The organism is Aerococcus sp. NPDC058936 (genome assembly GCF_042741995.1).
GTDB lineage: Bacteria > Bacillota > Bacilli > Lactobacillales > Aerococcaceae > Aerococcus.
The window spans coordinates 1-22532 of record NZ_JBHYKZ010000010.1 but is presented as its reverse complement, the minus strand read 5'-3'; the positions used below and the strand labels follow the sequence as shown (position 1 = coordinate 22532).

Annotated in this window: 20 protein-coding genes and 1 rRNA gene; 4 read left to right on the top strand and 17 right to left on the bottom strand. The window is 41.2% G+C overall.

Annotation, left to right across the window (positions count from 1 at the left end; genetic code table 11):
• Positions 1–4: 4 nt before the first annotated feature.
• Entirely contained in the window at positions 5–568 is a 564-nt protein-coding gene (gene pth, locus ACFW0C_RS08325) for an aminoacyl-tRNA hydrolase (RefSeq protein ID WP_378106790.1), read from the bottom strand.
• A 1039-nt stretch (positions 569–1607) separates the two neighbouring features.
• Between pth and ACFW0C_RS08320 the strand changes: the two genes are divergently transcribed.
• Complete coding sequence (locus ACFW0C_RS08320) at positions 1608–2564, top strand: L-lactate dehydrogenase (RefSeq protein ID WP_378106789.1); 957 nt, start codon at positions 1608–1610, stop codon at positions 2562–2564.
• Between the two features lie 87 nt (positions 2565–2651).
• Here the strand turns inward: ACFW0C_RS08320 and ACFW0C_RS08315 are convergent, their stop codons facing one another.
• From ACFW0C_RS08315 to ACFW0C_RS08295, 5 genes are all read right to left on the bottom strand, one after another.
• Entirely contained in the window at positions 2652–3593 is a 942-nt protein-coding gene (locus ACFW0C_RS08315; RefSeq protein ID WP_378106788.1) for an AEC family transporter, read from the bottom strand.
• A 197-nt stretch (positions 3594–3790) separates the two neighbouring features.
• Positions 3791–4786, bottom strand: a complete 996-nt coding sequence (locus tag ACFW0C_RS08310; protein WP_378106787.1) for a ribose-phosphate diphosphokinase — start codon at positions 4784–4786, stop codon at positions 3791–3793.
• A 125-nt stretch (positions 4787–4911) separates the two neighbouring features.
• A complete protein-coding gene (glmU, locus tag ACFW0C_RS08305) occupies positions 4912–6291 on the bottom strand; it encodes a bifunctional UDP-N-acetylglucosamine diphosphorylase/glucosamine-1-phosphate N-acetyltransferase GlmU (protein WP_378106786.1) in 1380 nt (459 codons plus the stop codon).
• 102 nt (positions 6292–6393) lie between these two features.
• Positions 6394–7752: a DEAD/DEAH box helicase gene (locus ACFW0C_RS08300; RefSeq protein ID WP_378106785.1), complete on the bottom strand. Its 1359-nt coding sequence runs from the start codon at positions 7750–7752 to the stop codon at positions 6394–6396.
• Positions 7753–7865: 113 nt separating this feature from the next.
• On the bottom strand, positions 7866–9227 hold the full coding sequence (locus ACFW0C_RS08295) for a metallophosphoesterase (RefSeq protein ID WP_378106784.1): 1362 nt from the start codon (positions 9225–9227) through the stop codon (positions 7866–7868).
• Between the two features lie 475 nt (positions 9228–9702).
• On the opposite strand from ACFW0C_RS08295, the gene uvrC reads away from it, so the two are divergent.
• A complete protein-coding gene (uvrC, locus tag ACFW0C_RS08290) occupies positions 9703–11580 on the top strand; it encodes an excinuclease ABC subunit UvrC (RefSeq protein WP_378106783.1) in 1878 nt (625 codons plus the stop codon).
• A gap of 62 nt (positions 11581–11642) precedes the next feature.
• Here uvrC and ACFW0C_RS08285 read toward each other — a convergent pair whose 3' ends face one another.
• The 8 genes from ACFW0C_RS08285 to ACFW0C_RS08250 all read right to left on the bottom strand — a co-directional run bounded on the left by ACFW0C_RS08285 (position 11643) and on the right by ACFW0C_RS08250 (position 18528).
• Positions 11643–11771: a YvrJ family protein gene (locus ACFW0C_RS08285; protein ID WP_003143129.1), complete on the bottom strand. Its 129-nt coding sequence runs from the start codon at positions 11769–11771 to the stop codon at positions 11643–11645.
• A gap of 64 nt (positions 11772–11835) precedes the next feature.
• Positions 11836–13551 (bottom strand): DUF975 family protein, encoded by a 1716-nt coding sequence (locus ACFW0C_RS08280; RefSeq protein WP_378106782.1) that lies wholly within the window; start codon positions 13549–13551, stop codon positions 11836–11838.
• A 121-nt stretch (positions 13552–13672) separates the two neighbouring features.
• Entirely contained in the window at positions 13673–14872 is a 1200-nt protein-coding gene (locus ACFW0C_RS08275; RefSeq protein ID WP_378106781.1) for an alpha/beta hydrolase, read from the bottom strand.
• A gap of 173 nt (positions 14873–15045) precedes the next feature.
• Complete coding sequence (locus ACFW0C_RS08270; protein ID WP_378106780.1) at positions 15046–15795, bottom strand: TIGR02206 family membrane protein; 750 nt, start codon at positions 15793–15795, stop codon at positions 15046–15048.
• 299 nt (positions 15796–16094) lie between these two features.
• Positions 16095–16907 carry a hypothetical protein gene (locus ACFW0C_RS08265; RefSeq protein WP_378106779.1) on the bottom strand — a complete coding sequence of 271 codons (813 nt, stop codon included), beginning with the start codon at positions 16905–16907 and terminating at the stop codon, positions 16095–16097.
• Positions 16908–16962: 55 nt separating this feature from the next.
• Positions 16963–17232, bottom strand: a complete 270-nt coding sequence (locus ACFW0C_RS08260; protein ID WP_378106778.1) for a barstar family protein — start codon at positions 17230–17232, stop codon at positions 16963–16965.
• Between the two features lie 18 nt (positions 17233–17250).
• Positions 17251–17829: a ribonuclease domain-containing protein gene (locus ACFW0C_RS08255; protein ID WP_378106777.1), complete on the bottom strand. Its 579-nt coding sequence runs from the start codon at positions 17827–17829 to the stop codon at positions 17251–17253.
• Positions 17830–17904: 75 nt separating this feature from the next.
• The gene (locus ACFW0C_RS08250) at positions 17905–18528 is read right to left on the bottom strand and encodes a carbonic anhydrase (RefSeq protein ID WP_378106776.1); all 624 of its coding nucleotides are present in this window, start codon (positions 18526–18528) and stop codon (positions 17905–17907) included.
• Positions 18529–18672: 144 nt separating this feature from the next.
• Between ACFW0C_RS08250 and ACFW0C_RS08245 the strand changes: the two genes are divergently transcribed.
• Positions 18673–20187, top strand: coding sequence for a phosphate:AMP phosphotransferase (locus ACFW0C_RS08245; protein ID WP_378106775.1), 1515 nt, complete (start codon positions 18673–18675; stop codon positions 20185–20187).
• 81 nt (positions 20188–20268) lie between these two features.
• On the opposite strand, the gene ACFW0C_RS08240 is transcribed toward ACFW0C_RS08245, so the two are convergent.
• Positions 20269–20913 carry a hypothetical protein gene (locus tag ACFW0C_RS08240; RefSeq protein WP_378106774.1) on the bottom strand — a complete coding sequence of 215 codons (645 nt, stop codon included), beginning with the start codon at positions 20911–20913 and terminating at the stop codon, positions 20269–20271.
• Positions 20914–21042: 129 nt separating this feature from the next.
• Positions 21043–21423, bottom strand: coding sequence for a bacterocin transport accessory protein (locus ACFW0C_RS08235; RefSeq protein WP_378106773.1), 381 nt, complete (start codon positions 21421–21423; stop codon positions 21043–21045).
• 125 nt (positions 21424–21548) lie between these two features.
• On the opposite strand from ACFW0C_RS08235, the gene ACFW0C_RS08230 reads away from it, so the two are divergent.
• Positions 21549–22373: a metallophosphoesterase gene (locus ACFW0C_RS08230; protein ID WP_378106832.1), complete on the top strand. Its 825-nt coding sequence runs from the start codon at positions 21549–21551 to the stop codon at positions 22371–22373.
• Between the two features lie 66 nt (positions 22374–22439).
• On the opposite strand, the gene rrf is transcribed toward ACFW0C_RS08230, so the two are convergent.
• A 5S ribosomal RNA gene (rrf, locus tag ACFW0C_RS08225) occupies positions 22440–22532 on the bottom strand; the annotation flags it as partial.

The following is a 22532-nucleotide window of genomic DNA, read 5'->3' as shown; positions in this document are numbered from 1 at the left end:
TCGGCTAATTGTTATAGTTGGTCATGGTTTCCTCAAAAGAATGACCCGCTAACCAGTAGTCGATGGCTTCAACCGCTGCACGCGTAGCCGCAAGCATCGGCGTATGGTCTTCTTTTGGAAATCTTGATAGGACGTGGTTGACAACGGTCCCGTCTTTACCCGGATGGCCGATACCTAATTTAATGCGACGAATTTTATCGGTGCCAAGGTGGGCAATCAGTGATTTTACCCCGTTATGTCCGCCAGCAGAACCCTTTTGACGTAAACGAATCCGGCCTGGATCCATATCTAAATCATCATAAACCACTAAAATATCTTCTACTGGAATTGAATAATAGTTGGCCATAGCACCAACCGCTTCCCCGGAATTATTCATAAAGGTAGTTGGTTTTAAGAAAATCACTTTCTCTCCGTTAACAAAAGTCTCAAAGTATTCACCTTTAAATCCCGTTTTATTAAAGGTTTCATGATGTTGGTGAGCCCATTCATCTAAGACAATAAAACCGATATTGTGGCGTGTGCCCTCATATTTTTTTCCTGGATTTCCCAATCCGACGATTAATTTCATTCTTGAAGTCTCCTTGTTTTCGTTTCTAATATCCGTTCAAATACTCGTTGTCATTTTTGTATATGTATTTTCTAGTTATCGGCAGGTCAAATTCAAATCCATCCATAGTAGTGAATTGCCCTTTATTTATCCGCCGTCATCTCGATACAAAGGCTTGGTTTTATTGTATCCATCCTTGTTAACACGCAAAAACCTGTACAGGATGCCACTCGCTCCTAGCAAGTTCTCCCGTACAGCCCTAATATATTCGATGGATATATTATACCACAAAGGGGCCCTGGCCTTGAAAGGTAAAAGCCTCGTCTCTGGGCAAATCATCCATTCTGATGCCGATGGTCAGATTTATCGGAGGCGATTGGCCATGGTCCTTTTTTCGGACTGATATTATTCCCAAATCGCTAATGTTTCAAAAGTGATTTGGGATTTTCCTTGAACTTTCTATCACGCTTCTATCTTATCCGAAGTTTACGGTCCTCTTTCTCTTCCATTCTCTTACTTAGTTCAGTTTATTCACGTGTTATAGTGGGCAATTTTTATACATTTATACCATCTCAGTTGGAAAACGGATACATTTTTGCCATAATAGGGATGGAGACCCATTCGAAAGTGGTCATCCACCATCATCACCATCCTATTTTTGCAAGAAATCGCTTGAAATTCGACACAATATTGTTTCAACCAGAAACGATTTACGTAACTTTTCACAATCAAAGCGCAAACTTCCTCATTTTTATTAGTACAGATTCAATTAGAATATGTAACAGTTTTTTATATCTTTTAAAAACCATTGATAACAAGCTTTTGTATCCGTTTGCACACGCTATAAAATTCGGTTTATTTTAAAATACTTGAAAAATAATGACAAAAACCTATTGATTTTTTTAAACAGAATGGTATTATTATGTTAAATATTTCACTAACTAATCAACAAGCTAATTTTTAAACTGATTGTTCACTAGCTTTGCACGGGTTAATGGAACATTTACCATATGGTTTGCTTTGTACACTATAAGAGACAAAAAGTTAAGGAGAATCTATTATGTCAAAAAATGGTCAAAAAGTTATTTTAATTGGTGATGGTGCTGTAGGATCTGCATTTGCATATGCTTCTGTTATTCAAGGTGTTGGTAGAGAATTAGGAATTATCGATTTAGCTGAAGACCGCGTTGAAGGTGATGTATTAGACCTTATCGACGCCCTAGCTTACACATCTCCTAAGAAAATCTACAAGGCGACTTACGATGATTGTGCTGACGCTGATGTTGTTGTGATTACTGCCGGCGCTGCACAAAAACCTGGTGAAACACGTTTAGACTTAGTGGATAAAAACTTACGTATCTTCAAGAGCATGGTTGATCAAATTATGGCTTCAGGCTTTGACGGTATCTTCTTAGTAGCTACTAATCCAGTAGACATCTTAACTTACGCAACTTGGAAATTCTCTGGCCTACCTGCTAGCCGCGTCATCGGTTCTGGTACGTCATTAGACTCAGCCCGTTTCCGTCAAGAATTAGCTACTACATTAGATGTTGACGCACGAAATGTCCACGCCTACATCATGGGTGAACACGGTGACACCGAGTTCCCTGTATGGTCACACGCAAACATTGGTGGCCAATCAATTTATGAATGGCTATCACAAACCTCAACAATCGACGAAGAAGCTTTAGTGAACTTATTCTACAACGTACGTGACAAGGCATATAAGATTATCGAGAAAAAAGGCGCAACTTACTACGGAATTGGTGTATCTTTAGTCCGCATCTTAAAAGCTATCTTACATGACGAAAATGCTATCCTACCTGTATCTGTTTACCTAGATGGACAATACAAACAAAATGATGTTTACATTGGTGCCCCAGCTATCATCAACCGTGAAGGTATCCGTAGTGTTATCGAAGCTGACTTAAACGACCACGAGCAACAACAAATGGACTTGTCAGCAACTAAATTACGCGACACATTAGAAACAGCTTGGGCAAAATTAGACCTTTAATTGCCCAACTCAATCTACTACAAGTAGCTCATTACTACATAAAACCCCCTAAGTTCCGCGACTTAGGGGGTTTTGCTTACCATTTTATTAGAATAAACCGAATGTTTTCATCAAGGTAATCAAGAATACCAAGGTAATCATCGATAACATTGTTGTGAACACAACTGTTTGGTTGGCTAAGTCCCCGTCTCCGTCCGATGCAATGGCTTGGGCATAAGACGACACAGCCGTTGGTCCAGCGAAGGCGATCAGGATAGAAATGATTGCATCCCCTCTAAAGCCTAGAACAGCACCGAGGGTTAGACCGATTAAAGGAATAATAATCAATTTATTGGCTACCGTAAAGATTAAGGCAAAATCGATATCTTTCAATTTGGCAAAAGAGAAAGTCCCACCCATGACCATTAAGGCAAGCGGTGATACCATTCGGTTAATATTGGTTAAAGATGTATTGATGACTTCTGGAAATTGTAGACCAAGTAAGACAACAATCAAACCAATAAACGTGGCAATCACCATTGGGTTAGTGATAATACTTTTACCCATCTGTTTAAAAGAGACTTTATCTTCTGAATACAAGGAAAAACCAATAACCGACATGATATTCCAGAAGGGTACGATGATGGCTAAAGTAATCGTTACCATACCCATATTTTCCTCACCCAATAGAGAAGTTCCTAAGGGTAAACCAAATAGGATGGCGTTAGCTCTGACTGACCCCTGTAGCATCACACCGTAACGGGTCCGGTCATCGGATACCCTTGGAATAATAAAGGCCAGAATAAAGTATAGGGTCAAAGCAATGACAAGGATATAGGTCAATGCATAGCCGTTGAATGATTGCTTGAAATCAGACTTATAAATATTTGTGAATAAGTTGATTGGTAGCAAAATTTTAAATAAGGCTCTGTTAAAGTCTTGGAAGGATTCTTGCTTAATCATCCCCGCTTGGGCAAAAAACTGACCAAAAAGCATATAGATTAACATCGGCATGACTGCATTAAACCCGATCATAAAGTTACCAAACATAAATTTCCTCCAATATGTAATGTTTTTGACAAAGGATTGGCGTGAATACAAGGGACAACTACTTTTCTCGCACCTCTCATTGTAGCATACCGCTCCAAGATTTCTAGGTGCGGGAATTGCCAAGACAATAAAAGAGCAGTCCCGCCAGCAATAGTAGGACTGCCCTTTTTCAATTTATCTATCACTCATCAAGAGGCTTATTCAATGACGTGGTGCATGCCCTTGAATTTTTCGTTGAATAACGGTGATACTGAACGATTTTCGTGGATACGTACAATGGCTTCCGCGATTAATTCAGATACTGTTACTTGTTTGATTTTGTCGATACGTTTATCATCTGTTAAGTAGATTGAATCGGAAACAACCACTTCATCTAATACTGAGTCTTCTAAACGTTGGATTGCTGGGCCAGATAGAACTGGGTGTGTACAGCAAGCCACAACAGATAATGCACCCGCGTCTTTGATTGCTGATGCAGCTAGGGTAATGGTACCCGCTGTGTCAATCATGTCATCGATGATAATAGCATGGCGATTAGAAACATCGCCTACAATGTTCATCACTTCAGCAACGTTGGCTTTAGGTCGACGCTTATCGATAATGGCAATCGGTGCTTTTAAGAATTCAGCTAGTTTACGCGCACGTGTTACCCCACCATGGTCAGGCGAAACAACAACGATGTCTGAATCGGTATAACGGTCATTGGTTAAGAAGTATTCTGCTAGTAATGGCGCACCGTATAAGTGATCTACTGGCACTTCGAAGAAACCTTGGATTTGAGCAGCATGTAAGTCCAATGCAAGGATGCGAGTTGCACCAGCATTTTCCATCATACGCGCCACTAATTTCGCTGTGATTGGTTCACGCGGTTGTGCCTTACGGTCTTGGCGTGCGTAGCCAAAGTAAGGAATCACAACATTAATCGTTTTGGCACTTGCACGACGACAAGCATCAATCATGATTAATAATTCCATCAAGTTATCATTTACTGGGTCAGATGTTGATTGGATGATATAAACATTGTCCCCACGAATAGATTCCTCAATCGCAATTTTAATTTCACCATCACTGAAATGTGACACTGAAATATGACCTAATTGTACCCCCATTGAAGTTGCAATTTTTTCAGCAAGTTCTTGGTTTGAACTCAACGAAAAGATTTTTAGTCCGTGATCGACTATAGATTCTGACATTTTTTTCCCTCCACAATACTGAATGCTCAGACACTCTTATCGTTCCTATTCTACCATAGAAGAACGACGATTGTTAGCTAAATAGCTAATCGATAAATGTGAATTTGGTTAAAGTATTTGCAGTATTAGTCTTTTTTACCAATTGGTAATCTATCCCAGAAACCGTCTTTATTTTCTTGACGAGAACGGGCAATCCCTAAAGCCTTGCTTGGGACATCTTTGGTAATCGTTGAACCAGCTGCTAAGAAGGCATTAGCTTCAACATTTACAGGTGAGATGATCGTCACGTCAGACCCGATAAATGAGTTGTCCCCGATTGTTGAATGGTGTTTGTTCACACCGTCGTAGTTTGCAAAAATCACACCACAAGAAACATTGATATTTTTGCCTAAAGTTGCGTCACCAATATAAGTTAAATGACCGACCTTAGTGCCCGCACCAATATGTGCTTTTTTAATTTCCACAAAGTTTCCGATATGGGCATTTTCATCAATAACAGATGCCGGACGTAAGTGAGCATTTGGCCCAATATCCACGCCATCTTTCACTTGGCTTTCTTCAATTTCAGAAGCACGGACTTTCACACGGTCACCAATCTTAGAATCACGGATTGTTGTCCCTGAATAAATATGGCAATCTTCACCAATAACAGTGTCCCCTTTAAGGTATACATTTGGTTGAATCACTGTATCCGCGCCAATTTCAACGCCCGCTTCAATATAAACCGCATCCGGGTCTACAATCGTTACCCCATTGCGCATATGGTATTCGTTAATACGCTTAAACATGGTTTTGTTAGCTTGCGCTAAAGCCACACGGTCATTTACCCCAAGGGACTCATCTAAGTTATCCATTTGGAAGGCCCCAACAGCCTCGCCAGCTTCCTTCAAGATTTCAATCACATCTGGCAAGTAGTATTCACCTTGCGCATTGTCATTACCGACTTTATTTAAAGCGTCGAATAATAAGGCATTATCAAAGACATAAGTCCCTGTGTTAATTTCAGTAATTAATTTTTCAGCATCATTGGCATCTTTTTGCTCAACAATTTTCACCACTTGGCCCTCTTTATCACGGACAATACGGCCGTAACCAGTCGGATCATCAGCAGGTGCAGTTAAAATCGTCGCTTTAAAGCCGGACTCTTCATGGACATTTAACAAACGCGCAATCGTATCCGCTGTAAATAAAGGCGTATCACCACAAATAACTAAAGTCGTACCTTCTTTATCAGCCAATTCACTCGCCGCTTGTTGCACCGCATGACCAGTACCCAACTGCTCTGTTTGCGTTGTATAAGCCGTACGGTCGCCCAATAACTCTTGGACCGCCTCCGCACCATGACCAACAATTGTCACCACTTCATCAATCCCAGCGTCATTCACACTAGTCAAAACGTGGTCTACCATAGGTTTACCCGCAACTGGGTGTAACACCTTATACAATTTAGACTTCATACGAGTCCCTTTACCTGCTGCTAGAATTACTGCATAACGGTTGCTCATTATGTACATTCACTCCTCTAAAATCATTCATTTACTATTCAATATATAACCGATTATTACTACTTTATTGTATCGAATTCCAAGGCTTTCGACCAGTCCACATTAACTCTTGTGGCGTCTAGCCCCTTTATTCTTATTATCCCGCTTACGGTTCTTCTTCCGCGCCTTAGCCGGTGCCGCTTTATTCACTTGTTTTGGTTTTTTCACCGCTGCTTTTGCCTTAACAGCCACCCCTTCTTTTTCTGCCTGTAAAAGGGGTTGGTCTTCGTCGTTCTGGCCCGCACTCGGTACCTGATCCGTCAGCTGACCCCCATAAGTATAAAATGCTGTCAGCTGAATATCCTCACCAACCTGCTTCCTCAAATCTCTAAGCGAACGATCGTTAACGAAAGTCAAGACCAGTCCTGCTTTCCCCATGCGGCCAGTCCGCCCAGCCCGGTGAGTATATTGTTCAGGCGTAGCTGGTAAATCATACTGAATAACCAAAGGTAGGTCTTCAATATCCAAACCACGAGCCGCCACATCCGTTGTAAATAGGTAAGTGTATTCACCCTTTGTGAACTTAGCAATAGCTTTTTGACGGTTTTGTGCCGCCATCTTTGAATGCAAGTAAGCCGTTTGAATATGGTTGAACTGTAATTTTTGTTGCAACTGTTCAATTTCAGCTACCGTACGGACAAAGACTAAGGCCTGCATTCCTTCAACTTGGGCAAGTCGTCGTAACATATCGTCACGTTTACGGACAGGAACGGTGATATAGCCATCTTGTCTTTGCTTTTCAAAGGCAGAACCTATTTTTTCAGCCGCTAATTCAACCACTGGTTCAGCCAACAAATCACTGGCTAAGCCAGCTAGTGTATCAGGCACAGTGGCTGAGAATAAAGCCACTTGTGCTCTACCTGGTAATTTTTTAATTAATTGCTTGGTTTGGCCGATATGTTCCTCATCTAACAAGGCATCTGCCTCATCAATAATAATGGTATCCACTTCATGGACCTTCAATTTACGTTGATCAATCAATTCAATCATCCGGCCTGAAGTACCGACAACAATATCCGGTCTTTCTCTAATTTTCTCAATTTGCCGCTTCACATTCGCGCCACCAATAATTTTCATCGCCTTAAAATCAACTGCACGAGCCCAGGATTGGACCACGTCCCCCACTTGGGAAGCCAATTCTTGTGAAGGCACTAAAACAATCAGTTTCAAGCCCCCTTTGTATTGACCTTCAGACGCCTCTCTTTCAGCCACCATTCGGCTTAAGACCGGTAGTAAATAAGCCAAAGTTTTACCTGAACCTGTTGGTGCTGATGCAATCACACTTTGGGCATCATACATCGGTTGGAAGGTCTCAGTTTGGATGTCAGTTGCTTGGCCAAAGCCAGCTGACTGCCATTTGTCTTGAAGCCCATTAGGTAATTGACTTACAAATCCAGTCATTTGTGTATCATTCTCTGTCATTTTTGTCCTCTATTTCTTTATCTATTGCTTTGATTTAATAATTGCGATTGCTCTGAGACCCCCTACAAAAGACAAGGGCCATGGTTAGGCCCTCTCTTGTAAGTGTGTGACCCCTACTTTTTCTTAGGGTCCTTCACAATAAATACATCTTCATTTAAATTATCAGAGAAAATTTTCTCTGCATTTACGTTTTCATCAACGACTGTTTTTTCATTTGTCTCTGGGTCCAACAAGATATAAGACGACTTAATACTTGGATTATGCGGTACTTTGTCATCGTCAGCCTCGTATTTTGGCGCATCAATACTTGTGCGGTCTACTACGTCGTCATCAAAGTCATCGTTGTCTACAAAAGGATTTTCTCTTGGATCTGACATGTCTTCTTCACCCTCATTTGGTAGCAATGTATAGGCAGCAGCGTTTGTTTCTTCATCAATGGCCTCAATAATTTCTTGGCTACTTGTGGCATCCGGTGTTACTGAAAAGTACCCTTGCGCTTGCGCGCGTGCTTGTTTGCGGGCTAGGTATTGGGCTTCTACTTGCTGAAAGGTTATCCCACCCTCTTGCTCAGTGATGTAATCAATGGATTTAGTCAACCCGTCAACAGCCCGGTCAATATCCGTTGTTAAATGGACTGCAATCACTTCAGGTCGGTTGTTTAAACGAATTGGGAAGCTTGAGGCGCCAATCCCTCGTGAGACCACCATTTGCTTGTCAGGATTACCTGGTAAATAGAAAACACCTGCTGTATACTTGGGTAATTTCCCCTGGTTAGGCGCGAATAAACCACCGACTCCCGGCACGCGAATTTGACCACCATGGGCATGACCTGATAAAACTAAATCAGGTGACTTATTGATATTTTCATGATAACGCAAGAAGGCTTCAGGATGGTGGGCCAATAAGATTTTAGGTTGAGCCATTTGCTCAGCTGTTAAATCTACTGTTCTCAAGGCATCCCCAGTTAGGAAGTACTTGTTCATTTTATCATCTAAGCCCATCAAGGTCAGCGGTTGTCCCTTATAAGTATAGGTAATGGCCCGGTCATTTAAGTGAACAATTCCTGCTGCCCCCATAGTGCGAACTAACAGATTGTGTTGTAAGGACGCCGCGTCATGGTTACCAAAAGTCGCAAAAGTTGGCGCGATATCTGTTAAAGCTTTAAAGAATGTAAACAAAGTCGCTTCGTCTAAATTAGACGCATCGGTTTGGACAATATCTCCCGTAATCGCGATGATATTCGGTTGCATATCATAGACATGATCTAAAATATCATTCAAGTCTACATTTTGATCAGGTAGGTGTAAGTCAGATAGGTGGGCAATGGTAAAGCCATTCAAACTGTCCTTGAAACGAGGATTCTCGACAAAGTAATCTGTCGTTCCAACAGTATAATTTTGCCACCTAATATAAGCAGCTCCTAACGCTAAGGAACCCAAGCCTAATAAAGTGTTGAAAGCTGATTTTTTTGTCATAATAATTCCTCCTTGGTTTTTTATTTCCCAAACTCAAATCTCACCCAGCCTAGGAAATTTACTTTATCTACATGTAGCCCCTTGGAAAAAGGACCACGCTTTACTTGCTAGCTTTGTTGTATATTTTACCATATCAAGCCCAATCCTTATAACACAAAGGTGGAATATACCAATTCTATGCTACTATTCCATCCTAGCATGCAAATTACTGCCAAAAATCGTTGCTGCGTGGTATAATTTTGGATTGAATAGGAAAAAAAACAAGATAAGTACGGCACATATACTGTGCTAACTATGTGCCGTACTTATTGATGGCATTATTTAATTAATGTATATCAATCATGCTTAATAAACTTTGCTAATTAATACAATTTTTCCATGACAAATGTTCAAATATAGAATCCTAGATTGATTAAATTACTTAACTTTGAGGTCTAATATTAGGGCCGCTATTATTGACGGAAGGAGGCCAAGGATGGCTAGTGAGTTAATTGAGAATTTGTTAACCCTTGTACCAGATTTGCCTGGTTGTTACATTATGAAGAATGCTGATGACCAGATTATTTATATTGGTAAGGCGAAGAATTTAAAAAATCGTGTCCGTTCCTATTTCAAGTCAACCCATACTGGTAAGACGGCTCAGCTTGTGAGTGAAATTGACCATTTTGACTATATTGTCACGCAAACGGATAAAGAGAGTTTGCTGCTAGAAATTAATCTGATTAAGAAACACCAGCCTCACTTTAATATTCGCTTGAAGCATGGGACCATGTATCCTTATATCAAGATTACCAATGAGCGTGATCCACAGATGATTATCACGTCTGTGGTGGAGGATGATGGTGGCGAGTACTTTGGTCCCTATCCGAATATTTATGCGGCATCCGGTACCCTCGATTTACTGCAGAAGACCTATCCTTTGCGTAAGTGCGGGAAGAATGAGAAGCGGGCTTGTTTCTATTACCACCTCGGGCAATGTATTGGTCCTTGCGACCATGAAGTGCCAGTGGAAGAATATAAAGCGCAGAAAGCACGGATTCGCCGTTTCCTAAATGGTGATGTGAAGAATATTAAAGATGATTTGAAAGAGAAAATGACTGCTGCTTCTGAAGACTTGCAGTTTGAACGGGCTGCTGAGTACCGTGACCAAATCAACTATATTGAACAAACGGTGGAACCACAAAATATCATGTCTAAGCAATACAATGACCGTGATGTCTTTGCCTTTTACTTTGACAAAGGTTGGATTTCAATCCAAGTATTCTTGTTACGGCAGTTTTCTATTATCAAGCGGGACTCGGCCCTTTTCCCAGTGTATTCTGACCCTGAAGAGGAGTTGACTTCCTACATCGTCCAATTCTACCAAGAAGCCAACCATACGAAGCCTAAAGAAATTTTGGTGCCGGGTAACTTGGATAACGACTTGATTGCGGATACGGTTGAGGTGAAGGTATCGACACCTAAACGAGGCGACAAGCACAAGATGCTGCAGATGGCGGAACGAAATGCCAAGATTGCCCATCTAGACAAATTTAGGTTGTTGGCCATGAAAGAACAAAAAACGACTGGTGCTGTTGACCAATTGTCTGAAGCCTTGAACCTGCCTTACTTAAAAGTCATTGAAAGTTTTGACCATTCAAATATCCAAGGGACAAACCCGGTATCGGCGATGGTGGCCTATGAGGACGGGCGTCCGAATAAATCTATGTACCGGAAGTACAAGATCAAAACGGTTGATGGATCAAATGAGTTTGCGACAACACAAGAGGTTATCCGCCGCCGGTATGGTCGACTCCTGAAAGAAGATGGGGATTTCCCTGATTTAATCTTGATGGATGGTGGTGCAATTGAAGTGAATGCTGCCAGGGAAGTTTTGGAAGATGAGCTTGGTTTAGACATTCCAGTGGCTGGTATGGTCAAGGATGATAAACATAAGACAGCCAACCTAATTTTTGGTGATCCTCTAACCATTATCCCACTTGATCCTCGGTCACAGGCTTTCCATCTCTTACAACGGATTCAAGATGAGGTCCACCGGTTTGCGATTACCTTCCATCGTAAGACAAGGAGTAAACAATCCTTTACTTCTAAATTAGATGGGATTGACGGCGTTGGTCCTAAGACACGTACCAAGGTCTTGCGTCACTTTAAGACGATGAAAGCTGTTCGCGAAGCCACGATTGCGGATATTCAAGCATTATCTATTCCAGAAAAAGTGGCTGTTGAAATTCATAAGGCTGCTTGGGACGGGCAAAAGAACTCGCCTTATGCAAATGAGAGCCTTGTTGATGATAGCGAAACGAATGCAGTTGACGAAATTCTGTTAGATATTGATCAAGATTTAAGTAAATAGCATAATATGCACTAAAAAGGCGCCTAGCCCCATTCGAATTTGAATGGGCTAGGCGCCTTTTTCTATTGTGCTAGTTTTTCGACGGCTGCGATTAGGTCATCCAGCTTTTTCTCTGTTCGCGTCATCAAGTAAATCGACACAAATATGGGAAAGCCAACATTACCAATCAGTTGCATGGAAACATCCAACATATCCAAAACCACCACCTCCTTATATAAAAGAACGGTGGTGGTTTGGTTTTTGACAAGTATTCAATTAGCTTTGATGATCTGGATCGATTTCTGGATCATACTCCACATCTTTATCAAAATCACCAGGATTTAACATACCATCTTCACCTGATTCAGCCTTGTCTGCTGCTATAATAACATCCTTAGCCTGTTCAACTTTACCAAAATCGGTACGGTCTGGTGTGTTGTAGCCCATAATGTTATAAGGTTTCTTTCCCGGCATTTGGTCCTCATTGTTTGTTGCATCATCATCTGAACTTGCTTGGCCGCCCACTACATATGAGTGACGTACAGCTGCTGATTCTGATGATGGCCCTGCATTTAAATCAAAGCTTGGCTTTTCTTGTGCTGGTCTTACTGCATTGTAATCAGACGCTTCTACCGTAAAGTGGTGACGGATGGCTGAAATAGGACCTTCACTTGCTGTATAAGTTGCTTGATAAGGTTGACTTACAGCTGCATCTTGATGACCTACTTTGTATGAACCTCGTAAGGCTGAAGATGAGCCTGTAGTGTTTTCAGCTACTTGGTCTGCTTCATCTTCGCTAGATTCAGTCACTTCGTCATCTTGGCCAGCTTTTTCTTCGTCAGCTAAGGAGAATACTGCGGCAGCACCTGCTGTAACGGCTGTTTCACCAACCTGGTTGTCAGCTTGGCCAGCTGCTTTGTTTTCTTTCTCTGCTTGAGTTTCACTAATCGCTTGGTTAGCAGCTGTACCTGTAGCGACATCATCAGCTGGATGAATGGCTGTTGCATTTTCCGTAAAGGCTGGACGTTGCTCAGTGTGGTATTCGTTTACTGGTGCGTCTGGTGTTAGGTCTAATTCTGGAAAACGGCGGTCTAAATCATCACCGTGTTCGTCAGTAATTAAACGGTATAGTAAAGCTGTCGCAATCATTTGACGGATTGTATATTTAATGGAGAAGATCATGATCGCTACAGTCGCGATAATCGCTAAGATAGCAATTAAGATACCACCGTTATTTAGGAAGGCACCTAATAGTCCTAAACCACCAAACATCACAATACCTAGTAAGACTGGGTAAAGGGCATTTTGGAAACCAATCCAGAATAAGGTCCACTTGTTCCCTTTCATCATGACTTTAGACACCTTCAATGGCTTGCGGCCACCAATACGGTCATTATCAAATAGTAGGTAGCTGTTCATCGCTAAACGCAAGATAATGATTGTCATCAAAATCACATACACGATGATAAAAAGAAGCACTAATCCTACTGCAACACCAGCTAATCCTGAATAATCACCTGCTGTTAAGTCAGTTGGCGGTGTTAAAGATTGACCAGTGAGGTAGAAGATTCCAACTCCAATACCACCAAGAACTAAGGCAAACAAGATTGTCCAGAAAAAGATGACTATCGTATAGATAATTTGGTTCCAGATATTCCGGAAATAACGTCGTTGGAAGGGTTCAAAAATATTCCCAATATGGAAACGATCCTCATCCACCAATCGTAAAATCGACCAGTCAATCCCTAAGCTTAATGGGAAAGAAATAAAGATCGTAATAATCATCGACGCCATACCCGCAATCGTCAACATAGAATCTGTTGCGGTTGTCGTATCAGTTGTTCCGGTAATCATTTCAATTGCCCAAGTAATCAAACCTGTAATAACCCCAGTAACTAAAGTCGCACCAAAAATCGCTAGGGTATTCCCCTGTTGGATGGCACTCGCTTCTTTGTTTATCTCCGAAGCTTTTCGTGAAATTTTATAAGACATTTTACACACTCCCTTTTTGTTCATCCTTTTAAAGTTGATCACTCACATTTTTTCTTCTGTATACGAAAAATACTATATACCTTATTATACATGAAAACTATTTAGATATTGAAGGAAAAGGTCACAGGCTTTCAGATTCTGTCATTTCCGCTAAACCAAAGGCTTTTCTAAAACGGATGCCAATCTCATTTAAGGCATCTTCCGATTGAGGGAAAATGCCAATCTTATCTACAAAACCATGGTCTAGTCCCCGGTATCTGAAAAATGACGTCTGGACCCCATTAGTTAACAAACGTTTGGCATAGGCTTCTGACTCAATACGCAAAAAATCATATTCCGCCGTCACAATAATGGTCGGTGGCATTTGTTGAATGGTTTTATCCGAAGCAAACAGCGGCGATACCAACGGGTCTTTCAAGTCCACATTTTTAGCATATAACTTATTGATATAATGAACGCCAATTCCAAGCGACTTAACGATAAAGGTAATAATCTCGTCATTATCATGAATATCATACTCATCCAAGGACCATTCGTAGCCCGGCGTCTCTTTCATAGCCATATTAACAATTGGATAAAGGAGGATTTGTTGTTTAATCCAGTGGTTGCCCGATTCAATATCATAGATATTCATGGCTGCAGCAATATTAGCGCCCGATGAATCGCCCATGATGGCTATTTTTCCAGGGTTTACGCCAAGCATTTCAGCGTTATCTCGGACCCAACCAAGCATAGCTATCCCGTCAACTAATGCGTGAGGAAAAGGTTTCTCCGGTGCCAAGCTATAGGGAAAGGCCACAACAACGGCGCCAGTTTTATAAGCAATGGCTCGACATGTGTTGGTAATAGTATCAAAGGTTGTCCCGATAAAGCCCCCACCATGAAGGTAAAGGATTACAGGCGCTAGCTCATTAGCTTGTTGCACTTCATCCGGATAAAATGCCCGGGCATGCATAAACCGTTCTTCAATGGGGAAGTCATATTCGCGGATAGTCACTTGTCCGTCTGAAATGTCCCGGTTTAAAGTCGTCCCCACTATCCGTCGATACATGAATAGGAAGGGGTTGTATTGTTTCTCGATAATGTCGTTGAGGTATTGAATCACTGGCGTCGGGTCCCGGTGAATTTTAATCGACCCAAGCAAGCGCTCGTCCAATTGGCCCCCAACGTCTGAAGTGGGAAGTTTCTTTAGGATAAATTCACCATTGGGAAAAGTCCGTCTAGTGTAGCGATTTTTCATTAATTTGACTTGTTCATAGTATCTTAAATCTGGCTGTATTTTTGGTTGTCGGTGCCATCCGACAGTCGAAATGATTCCCATGATTGGCCCCTTTCAAATGTTGAGTCTTATCGAGCGTTTATGTTCGATGACCTACCGCCAACATACAAGAATCCCCCACTATTAGTGTATCCTGAGTGGCCCGTCCTTGAAAAAAGCACGCTGAGTCGAGCTAGCGCCCAACTCAGCGTGCGTATATTCTTTTAACAAAATGTTTAGGCAAAGAAATGGAAGATGCTGTAACCAATCAAGAATAGGCCTACTGTAAAGATAAAGTTTCCTACTGCATAGGTTGGGAAGTTGACTTTCTCTAAGGCTGGTATTGGGCGGTATTTCATGTAGAAATAATTACCGCTAGTTGATTGGTTGACCATTAATGCGACGAACCAGTAAACTGCAAATGCCCCTAGTGACACGATTAAACCGCGGATTGTGGGTGTCCATCCTGTGGTGAAGTAAGCGAAGAATGGAATCAAAATCGTGATAACGTGGTTTAAAAAGTAGCTTAGGCCTGATACGTGGTAAATTTTGTTGATACGGCTAGGCATAAAGAATGAGAAGTAAGCGTAAAGTCCGAAATAGAATAAGACTTGCATGATCATTTGGTTACCTGTTAGTAGGTAAACTAGCCCCATTATGGTTGATAGGCGACAAATGTGTAGTGGCAAGGCTTGTTTTAAGTCGAATTTGGTCTCGAAATAATACCAAGAGTATAAGAGAATTTGTTGTAAAGCGGAAATGGTAAACATGACACGTCCAATAACTACCTGGTGGGTGTTGATAAAGTCGCTAAAAATAAACATGGCAAGTAAAATCATAAAGAAGGCAGCTAAGTACAAGATATGCGCCAGTGAAAATGCATTAATAAAGGGTGCATCAATATTGACACAGTTCAAGTAAATCTTTTCTTTTAGCTCTTGTAGCTTGGCTTTGCGTCGACTTGCATGTTTATCCCACGATTCCATGAAACGTTCACCCTGTTCCTTTCAATCCCATTCAGATAACATCGTCCCAATAATATTTCCTTTAGCGTTCAGTTTAGTTGGTTTGATTCTTCCGAGCTCTTTTCTTCTTCATATTACCAAAGACTTTCGCGCTTGCTCAAGTAGAAAAACCTTTGGGAACGTTTCGTTTTTGTAAACATAATCTTTACTTATTGTTTACAATCCATCCCAAAGAAAAAAGGCCTAAATCCCCTATTAAATGGTGATTCTCAAACCTTTCCTCATGTATTTTTTTCGACTTATCCACTTACCCACTATGGCTAGCCTAGTGCGGCGATTTCGCGGTCCATTTGTAAGACAATTGCCGCAAGCATGTCTCGCTCAAACGCGAACTGGCCACTGCGGAAATGATAATCAATATTTTGCCGGGTCATGTAAGTCATATTGGCAACGGCTGTGGCATAGCCTTTTTTAAATAAACCGGTGATGAAATACTTGTTTTTATCGACTTGGTCAAAGACTTCCAGCCACTTGCTAGTTTTACGGGCTGAAAAGTTGATATCTGCCATAGATAATAATTTTTCATCGTCCGCATATAGGGCTTGTTTGGCTTGGTCTAGGGCAATCAAGTCCTCCCCTAAGAAATCTTGGGTCAACATAGAGCCGTCAACATAGACAGGGACTTGAATTTCATAAAGGAAAGCCAATACCCGTGCAACTGGTGTTTGATCGCGGACAATTTTTTGCCAGTTAATCAATTGCATATTCAATAAGCCGTCTTCAAAAAAATTCGCATTGTATAGAATGTAGCCTTCACCCATTTTCTGTGCTTCTTTTAATACTTGTTCTGAATAGGTTAATGACTGGGCAATATCCTCAGATAAACCTAGCCCCCCATTAATTTGAATGGGGTAAATGGCCTGTTGTAAAAGGCGGTAGTATAAGAATGCTGACATACCATCGGCAAATAGGATGGATTGCTTATGAATGGCATGGTCTAATTGAATATTGTCAGACATTAAGGCTGGTTGGAATTTGCTTTGAATCATGGTGTGGGCCTGATTGATAATTTCAAGGGCCACTTGTTGGTCTTTAATCGCAACCTCGTAGGCTAACGTTAACATTACGCCCATTTCTTCCCTCCTTCACTCGTTTTATTGCTTCGTCTAGAAATACTTTGTCTTCATCTTACCTAAGAATCATCAAGAATGCATTCTTTTCTTCAACATCCAACAATAATTTGAGGAATTTTTTGCTGTAAGTCGCGCCTAGGTGTTCTGATAAGGCATCTAGGTTAACTAAGTAAATGGTTGTGGGTGTTTGCCGTGAAGTTAGCATGTCGTGAAGGGCGTCTAGATTAGCGCCATAATAGCTAGGGAAATCTAGGGCTTTTGCGATGTAATCGTGCAAGTCCTTTTGCCCATAAAGATCTTGGCCATCAATGATTAAGGTTTGCATGCTGGTCACTCCTTAAGATTAATAGAGTTGTTGGAAAGATTCGTAGTGGTCGTCGGTGTAGTAAATGTCGCCATCGTCTGAATAGATAATGCGTTCAGCGCCGCGGAAACCGCCATCATAATTAACGTCTGCTTCTCGGTAGTTGTCTTCTTCTGGTAATAGGCCTTCGTAGTTTCCGAAATAATCGCCACCAATTGCCATACCTTCTGCTACTTCCCACAAGTTGCCTTCGCTAGATTCCCATCCCAGGTCTTCAGCTTCGGATTTGGTGATGTAGTTTTCTGGCAGGGCGTCATATTGGTCGATGTAGGCAGCTACTTCTTCAGGACTTGTGTAAGTTCCGTCTTCAGCCACTTGGACAGTGTCCCCGTCTGTTGATTGAGCGGATTCTGTTACAGATTCACTAGTCGTTGAAGAATCTGATTCGCTATCAGCTACTTGTGCTTGATCACTTTGATTGTTGTTCTGGTCGTCCGTATTCCACGGTTCTTGCGAGGTATAAACTGCTAACGCCGCTAAGATTATCCCAATAACCGTCTTCGGATTTTTGATCAGTTTCTGGATCGCTTCTAACTGATCTTTCTGTGGATTCATCATCTCTTGTCCCTCCTTCAAATCGAAAAGAAAAACGTCCTTTCGATTTAAGGACGCTTCATTTATATCTATTTTAACTTAAAGTCGCGTGAATGTCTTTGTTTCAGGCTGATAAACTTCAACAAAACCTTCATCAGTATGGAAATGCCAACCTTCTACTTTAAGGTTTCCGGCTGCAACACGGTCAGCGATGATTGGGTATTGCATTAAGTGGTTGTATTGGGTGATGATATTTGTCTTCTCCATCAAGTCGCTTTTGGCAACTGGATCATCTAAGGATGCTAATTGGTCTGCGATAGATTCCTTGACTGGATTTAACTTGCTAATCCATTCCTTTAAATAGGGCATTTCGTCAAAATTTTCTGGTGGGTTCAAGCAAGTGTTACAGCCCCCACAGTTGATATGGCCAAGTAAGATAATATTATTGACTTGTAATGAGGTTACAGTGAAGTCTAAACCTGCTTGTAAGGATAATATTGGGTCTGGGTCATTATATTCTGGTACGATATTTGCGATATTTCGGATTTGGAAAACTTCGCCGGGGTCGGCCTGTAACAAGCTTTCAACATTAATACGTGAATCCCCACAGGTAATCACTAAGGTGTGTGGCGAATGGGTTCGTGCTAATGCTTCGTAGATGTCTTGTTTGTCTTTATAGGCCGTTTCATGGAAGTGATCGACCGCTGGTTTAAAATCTCTCATTCAGTTTTCCTTCTTTCATATAGTACTTCCTAATTATTTTATCATAAAACTCTAGGTTTTCTTTAAATTACCTACTATTTTACCGAAAATAGCACAATCCTTATGCATTATTGCATTTATGCCTTATAATGTATGTACAAGAAAATGACCTTTAATATTCATTGCTATTTTGCCAAAAAGAAAGAAGTGACGCGGATGTTACCCAACAAAAACGCTAATAGAACAAGTATTCCACTCGAATTACAGGATATGAAACGATCAGAATTAGGTGAGAAATTTGCTGAATTGCACCGCCAACTACAAGAAACTAAGAAAAGTATGCTGGTGATTGTGGATGGTTGGGAGACTTCTGGTAAAGGATTCTTGCTCAAGGGTTTGACGCGTGAACTGGACCCTAAACATTATGAGGTGGCCGTCTTTGATGAAAGTACTTTGGAAGATGAACAGCGCCCGTATTTGCGCCGCTTCTTCATGCGTTCGCCTAAACGCGGTCAGATCGTCTTCTTCGATCGATCATTCTACTATGACCTCTTCCACAAGCTGGATATGAAGGAGAAAACACTTAATCATGTTTTAGACGATATTTCCTTTGTTGAAAAAGCACTCACTCATGATGATACCCTAGTCATCAAGTTCTTTATCCACCATAGTAAGGACGAAATGACGGACCGGATTAAGGCTTTGAAAGAAGACCCTTACCAAAAAGTCTTAGTCACCAAGCAAGATAAGGACCAGTTGAAAAACTACAAGGCTTACCGTAAACACTTTAAGGAGATTTTGGAGAAAACAAACTTTGAGGAAACGCCGTGGCATATCCTACATGTGGATGACCAAAAGGATCAATCCCGTTTGGCCCTCAAAACTTGTATCGATAATTTAGAAGATTGGCTGTCTAGCGATTTGACTCGCCCGCAATTAGATTTAGACTTTATTGGCAATAGTCCAGATATCGTGGGGCAAGTTGATCATTCACCAATAATTTCAAAAGAAGACTATGATGACATCAAGGAAGACTTGCAAGAACAGGCTGCCAACTTGTTGTTTAGGGCTTACCAAGAAAACAAAGGGGTTATTGTAGCCTACGAGGGGTCAGATGCTGCCGGTAAAGGTGGGAATTACCAACGCTTAACCCGGTTGATGGACCCTCGTGGGTATGACGTGGCTACCGTCGCTGCCCCAAATGATGAAGAGTTGAATCACCATTACCTATGGCGATTTTACCGAGACTTCCCAAGTTTGGGACGGATGACGATTTTTGACCGCACATGGTATGGCCGTGTCTTAGTTGAACGAATCGAAAACCTTACGCCTGTTTACCGTTGGCAAGAAGCTTACGAAGAAATTAATCAGATGGAACACAACATCACTGACCAGGACTACCTCCTATTGAAATACCTGATTATCATCGATAAAGACACCCAATATGACCGATTTATGGGCCGAGAAAAAGACCCTGACAAACAATACAAAATCACTGATGAAGACTGGCGAAACAGGGATAAATTTGACATCTATAACACCGCCATGAATGAAATGGTTGCTGCAACTTCTACTAAAGAAGCTCCATGGAAAGTCATTTCTGGTGTCGACAAACGTCACGCCCGTATTACTGTATTAAAAGACTTCATCAAACGGATAGAAGCTTTCTTAGACGACTAGAAGAATATTGAATGAATGACAAAAACAACCACTTCCCAAATCTTCGATGGATTTAAGGAAGTGGTTGTTTAATTTTATTTCTTACATTGATTGTGTTGCAGCGTTAGCTGGCGTTTGTTGCAATAACCATGAGTAAGAGTAACCAGGGTCAGAACCTAAGTTTTCTGCTTCTACCCGTGATTGTGCAATTTGCTCATCACTATAACCATCTAGTGCATCACTTGCTAAACCTACACGATCAATAATGATTTGACGGTTTTCAGTTTGGTCAGGCACACTAGTAGCTTCTTCACTAGCTGCTGGTGCAACTTCTGTTGCTGCTTGGTCAGCTGTTTCCACTGCTGTTTCTTCAGCAACTGCAGGCTCTGCATCTGGTGTTTCTATAGCAGTTTGGTCAGTTACTTCTTCACTTGAAGTAGTTTCCGCTATAGGACTACTTGTTGCCTCAGTATCAGTTGCAGTATTATCTGTTGACTCACTAGTAGTTACAGTTTCAGACGTATCTGAAGCTACCTCACTAGTGGCTACTTCCTCAGTACTTGCGCTTGCTTGTTCCGATTGACTAGTTGATTCACTACTTGTTGTAACTGATTCAACTTGAGATGCTGCCACATTACTTGTATATAAATCTTGCGCATTTTCATCTGCTTGAACTTGTGCAATAGTGTATCCAGCTGCTAATACTCCGGCGGCTAGGAAACCCATCACTACTTTTGGCGTTTTCATTAATATCACACCTTTCTATACCTATAAGTCTAAAGAAAAATATAGATAGATTCAAACGATTTCATGTGCTTTAACTCTTTCTTAAGGGTTTAACAAAGATATATTTACCAATCTTGCTTTAAGCTGTCATTACCCTTGAATAGCTTGCGCAATTTCCGCTACAGAATTTGAAGAATCCGCATTTAAGTTTTTAAATTTACCGTCGCCACCGACGTATACTAATGAAGGAACAGTTTTAGCGCCAACTTCAAAACGGAAGTCAGATAAAGCATCATCAGTTGCTGTTTGTTCAGAATTTAAATAGTATGTACTGCTTACATCGTCGCCTAAGGCCTGGATTAATTTTGGTAAGTATTTACGACAGAAAGGACAAGTCGAGCGACCAATAAATACCAATTTAGCTTCGTCTTCTTCTAAAAACTCTTGAGCCACATTTGCTGTAATCTCTTGGAAATCCTTAATCTCTTTCTCAAATTCATCTTGTGTGAATGGTTGAATATTGTCTACCATATATAATACCTCCTAGTTTTTGTATATAAGCTCATGTTATGCTTTCGCCCGCAGAAATTCAATTAATATGCATTATCAAGGCATATGGTAGAATAGAGTTGATTCCAAGAATAAAGGTGAAACAAATGAAACTAGGATTTATATCAGATATACATATCGACCGCGGTAAAACCCAGCAAGAAACAGACTTTCTTCATACCCTTTCCGCTTACATCAACGATCAAGCACTGGACGAAGTCTTTATCGGTGGCGACATCTCTAACCATTACGATAAGACCATTGCTTTTGTGGAAAAATTACAAGCCCATTCCGGCGCTAAGATTTATTTTATACCGGGGAACCACGATTATTGGGAAGCAAAGTCGACCAAAAAACATACATTGACTATCCACGACACCTTTAAAAGTCACCCACAAAGCATATTAAACAAAGCATTAATTGTGGGCAGGGATACTGCTGTTGTTGGTCATACTGGTTGGTACAACCATGCCTATCATGATCCAGCTTTTACAGAAGAAAAGTTAGAGACCGGCCGCCACAAACTCGTCACCTGGCAAGATAAAGTTCGGCTAGATTGGCAAGCAACTGACAAAGAAGTCTCTAAGCAATTCGCTCAGGAAACCAAAGAAACCTTAGACCAAGTGATGACAGCCCATCAACCCAAAAATATTATCCTTTTGACCCATGTCGTTACCATTCCTGAGTTTACTATTCCCATGCCACACCGGGTGTTCGACTTCTTCAATGCCTATATCGCAACCGATGACTACTTACCTTTCTATCAAGATTATCCAATCAAACAATCAATCATGGGACACGTTCACATCAGACACCAAATAAAGCAAGGTAATCAACATTTTATCAGTAATAGTCTCGCCTATGAACGCGAATGGCGCCATAACGACCTCTACAAAGAAATCGACCACGCCATGTTTATAATGGAAGTCTAAACCTTCCTTTGTTGAAAAAAGACCACAAAAAAACCAGCTGCCGAAGCTACTGGTTTTTTTCATCTTGCATGGCAACGTCCTAGTCTCACAGGGGGCAACCCCCAACTACATTCGGCGCTAAGAAGCTTAACTTCTGTGTTCGAGATGGGAACAGGTGTG

Bases quoted from the DNA above. Each gene is read 5' to 3' on its own strand.
- ACFW0C_RS08300 (WP_378106785.1), bottom strand. From the start codon at position 7,752: ATGACAGAGAATGATACACAAATGACTGGATTTGTAAGTCAATTACCT.
- ACFW0C_RS08265 (WP_378106779.1), bottom strand. From the start codon at position 16,907: ATGGGCGTAATGTTAACGTTAGCCTACGAGGTTGCGATTAAAGACCAA.
- pth (WP_378106790.1), bottom strand. From the start codon at position 568: ATGAAATTAATCGTCGGATTGGGAAATCCAGGAAAAAAATATGAGGGC.
- glmU (WP_378106786.1), bottom strand. From the start codon at position 6,291: ATGAGCAACCGTTATGCAGTAATTCTAGCAGCAGGTAAAGGGACTCGT.
- ACFW0C_RS08295 (WP_378106784.1), bottom strand. From the start codon at position 9,227: ATGACAAAAAAATCAGCTTTCAACACTTTATTAGGCTTGGGTTCCTTA.
- ACFW0C_RS08320 (WP_378106789.1), top strand. From the start codon at position 1,608: ATGTCAAAAAATGGTCAAAAAGTTATTTTAATTGGTGATGGTGCTGTA.
- ACFW0C_RS08310 (WP_378106787.1), bottom strand. From the start codon at position 4,786: ATGTCAGAATCTATAGTCGATCACGGACTAAAAATCTTTTCGTTGAGT.
- ACFW0C_RS08260 (WP_378106778.1), bottom strand. From the start codon at position 17,232: ATGCAAACCTTAATCATTGATGGCCAAGATCTTTATGGGCAAAAGGAC.
- uvrC (WP_378106783.1), top strand. From the start codon at position 9,703: ATGGCTAGTGAGTTAATTGAGAATTTGTTAACCCTTGTACCAGATTTG.
- ACFW0C_RS08230 (WP_378106832.1), top strand. From the start codon at position 21,549: ATGAAACTAGGATTTATATCAGATATACATATCGACCGCGGTAAAACC.
- ACFW0C_RS08270 (WP_378106780.1), bottom strand. From the start codon at position 15,795: ATGGAATCGTGGGATAAACATGCAAGTCGACGCAAAGCCAAGCTACAA.
- ACFW0C_RS08240 (WP_378106774.1), bottom strand. From the start codon at position 20,913: ATGAAAACGCCAAAAGTAGTGATGGGTTTCCTAGCCGCCGGAGTATTA.
- ACFW0C_RS08315 (WP_378106788.1), bottom strand. From the start codon at position 3,593: ATGTTTGGTAACTTTATGATCGGGTTTAATGCAGTCATGCCGATGTTA.
- ACFW0C_RS08280 (WP_378106782.1), bottom strand. From the start codon at position 13,551: ATGTCTTATAAAATTTCACGAAAAGCTTCGGAGATAAACAAAGAAGCG.
- ACFW0C_RS08245 (WP_378106775.1), top strand. From the start codon at position 18,673: ATGACCTTTAATATTCATTGCTATTTTGCCAAAAAGAAAGAAGTGACG.
- ACFW0C_RS08255 (WP_378106777.1), bottom strand. From the start codon at position 17,829: ATGATGAATCCACAGAAAGATCAGTTAGAAGCGATCCAGAAACTGATC.
- ACFW0C_RS08235 (WP_378106773.1), bottom strand. From the start codon at position 21,423: ATGGTAGACAATATTCAACCATTCACACAAGATGAATTTGAGAAAGAG.
- ACFW0C_RS08275 (WP_378106781.1), bottom strand. From the start codon at position 14,872: ATGGGAATCATTTCGACTGTCGGATGGCACCGACAACCAAAAATACAG.
- ACFW0C_RS08285 (WP_003143129.1), bottom strand. From the start codon at position 11,771: ATGTTGGATGTTTCCATGCAACTGATTGGTAATGTTGGCTTTCCCATA.
- ACFW0C_RS08250 (WP_378106776.1), bottom strand. From the start codon at position 18,528: ATGAGAGATTTTAAACCAGCGGTCGATCACTTCCATGAAACGGCCTAT.